General features: G+C 44.3%; 2 protein-coding genes. Both read left to right on the plus strand.

Going from position 1 to position 2,801, the window contains the following annotated elements; translation table 11 throughout:
* Positions 1-234 precede the first annotated feature (234 nt).
* A complete protein-coding gene (gene istA / locus M0Q20_RS10975) occupies positions 235-1,776 on the plus strand; it encodes an IS21 family transposase (RefSeq protein ID WP_295061905.1) in 1,542 nt (513 codons plus the stop codon).
* Positions 1,773-2,519 carry an AFG1/ZapE family ATPase gene (zapE, locus tag M0Q20_RS10980; protein ID WP_295061908.1) on the plus strand — a complete coding sequence of 249 codons (747 nt, stop codon included), beginning with the start codon at positions 1,773-1,775 and terminating at the stop codon, positions 2,517-2,519. The genes istA and zapE overlap by 4 nt, the downstream gene beginning before the upstream one ends.
* Positions 2,520-2,801 lie beyond the last annotated feature (282 nt).

Raw genomic sequence — 2,801 nt, forward strand, 5'->3', positions numbered from 1 at the left:
GGAACACATGAGTTCACCGAATTAGAAGAAATCAAAAAACAACTATCTAAGCTAAATGAATCCTAAATGTGCATACAACGGGGCTAATGGCACAAGGTGACCGCTGTTAGGGGAGAAGGTGACCGCTATTGATGGGAGAAGCTGACCGAGGGCAAAAAAGAATACCTTTCAGGGGTACAATCTCATAAAATGAATTTTATGTCGTAAGACAAAATCATTTTAGGAGGTGCTCTTGTGGTAGATTATCGAAAGATTCTCCAACTAAGAGAACAAGGAGCAAGTGTAAATGCCATTGCCCATCTATTGGGATGCAAATGGAAGACTGTGGACAGGGTCCTCAGCCGTTGTGAAAGTGTTTGGGGAGACATTGCAGAAGTCCCCAAGAATCTGAGTAATGAGCAAATAGCTGATAACATCTTTACCAATCGTTACAGCGTAGACCAATCATTCCTACAACCAGACTGTGAGAAAATCCTAAATCGGCAACGACAGGGGAAATCACGTAATGAGTTGTGGGTAGAGTATGTTAGGCAAGCTAAAGCGTGTGGCAAGAATGCTTACAAGATCACTAGGTTCAACGAGTTGGTTAGTGAGTATGCAAGAAGTAATCAGCTAAGTTTACCTTTAAATCATCAACCGGGAATTGAAGGACAGGTTGACTGGGTTGGAGAGAAAGCTCACATCATCGACATTGACAGCAAAGAGCGAGTGCCTATACACATTTTGGTTATCTCCCTTCCCTACAGCGGTTACTTTTATGCTGAAGCCTTTCTAGATGAGAAGATGCATTCTTGGCTTGCCGGACACCGAAATGCCTTTAATTTCTTCGAAGGCTGTCCCTCAATAATAGTTCCCGACAATTGTCGCACAGCAGTTACACGAGCACGCAGGGGCACAGAGGAAGCAATTATCAATACTCAGTATGCAGAATTTGCTGAACATTATGGCATGTTTGTAAAGCCAACCCGCCCTCGTCGGCCACGAGACAAAGCCCACGTAGAACGTACTGTCCAATTGGTTGAAAATGATCTACTTAGGCCCCTGTCGCAGATTAGGTGCCACTCGTTAGCCGAGTTCAACCGACTACTCCATGCAAAAATGAAAACAGTACTCCAGCGCCCATACTCCAAACGAACTGGATCTAGGTTTCAAATTTTCATGGATGAGGAGCAAAAAATGCTACTGCCCCTTCCCCTATGCGAGTACCAGTCGTATGTGGAGAAGAAGGCAGTAGTCAGTCGGGATAGCCATATCCAATTCGACTGTGCTTATTATAGCGTACCGGTCGAACATATCAAGCAAACAGTCATCGTTAGAGCTACAGAAACAATGGTAACCATTTACACAGAAAAGAGAACACTAATAGCCGAACATTACAGAGCTCTACATAAATGGCAGCGCAGGAGCAAGGAGGAACATTTCCCCGGAGGTAACACCGGGGAGAAGGGGTACAGTCGAGCTGGTTTCATTGAGAGAGCCAAAGCCTACGGAGCCGAGATGGTAGACTGGTGTAATGGAGCGTTGGACCGCTTTGAGTTTGAAGTACAAGGGTACCGTACAGTAGTTGCGGTCCTTTCTAAGCTTTCTTCTTACCATCCCGAGGTTGTGAAAGAAGCAGCTAGAATAGCACTCTCTTCATCAATATTTAGCACTAAAGGTTTTAATACAATTGCTGGAAACCTTCAGGCTGAGAGGCTAGAAAACTTATCGAGTAAACAGGCCCAAATGAACCTAAACTCTCTCTATTGCTCACACGCGCAAGGGGAGGCAGAATGATGAAACACAATGAAAATATTCAAATTATCTGCTCTTCCTTGGCTACGATGGGATTGGTTGATGTTGGAGAAAGCTTACAAGAACAACTGTCACACAAAACAAAAGACGATATGGTGGCAATAATCGCCTTGGTGTTAAAAGAGATGGCTGTCCAGAAAAGTGAGGCATTGGCAGAGCGACTAATCAAACGCTCTCGTATGGGGAGCCCAAGCTATATGGCTGACCTTTGGCGCTATGAGCAAAGGGAATTAGATCTGGAACTCATTGAAGAACTGAATAACCTTCATTTTATCCGAGAGAAACGTAACTTGGTAATATGGGGAGCTCCGGGAACGGGAAAGACCTGGCTGGCTAACTCAATCGCAACCAGCGCTTGTAAAGCAGGCATTAGAACTAGGTGGGTAAAGTTTCCGGTTCTATACCGTGAACTGGTTCGCCTAAAAAATAAGGACAGTCAAACTTTAGAATCGAAGATTGAGTACTATGCTAAATTCCCATTGCTGTGTATCGACGAATTCCCCAATACCGACATTGAGGACAACTACTTATTACAAGAATTCTTTGACCGAAGAGCAATCGCCAATACCTCCACCCTGGTTTGTTCCCAAAGTAATCCAGAGTATTGGCAACACTTGTTTCCAATTAAGAGTTTCGGTGAATCAATCAAAGGGAGGTTATTGCAAAATGCTTCTCGGTTGGAAATGAAAGGTCCAGATTTAAGATTAGGTAATACTGAAGAATAACGCTACTCGAGGCTCAACTCTCTTGTTGGGCCTTACCTTTCCCATCAACAGAGGTCGCTCTCTCCCATCAACGCCGGTCATATCTCCCTTTTAAAGCGTTTGAAAACATTCTCAACGTAACGATCTTTGATTTCACTATACAGCTCTATTTTTTCATGAGTCCGCCGACGCAGTCCGGCCGGTAGACCGGCCCTAACCCAGCCAGTGAATTATCCCAACCCTACCACTAAAAATTGAATTGATGTTACAACCTTGGATGGTGCATGCCTAGCATGCATAAAA

Origin of the sequence: Sulfurimonas sp. (genome assembly GCF_023229025.1) — a bacterium.
Lineage (GTDB): Bacteria > Campylobacterota > Campylobacteria > Campylobacterales > Sulfurimonadaceae > Sulfurimonas.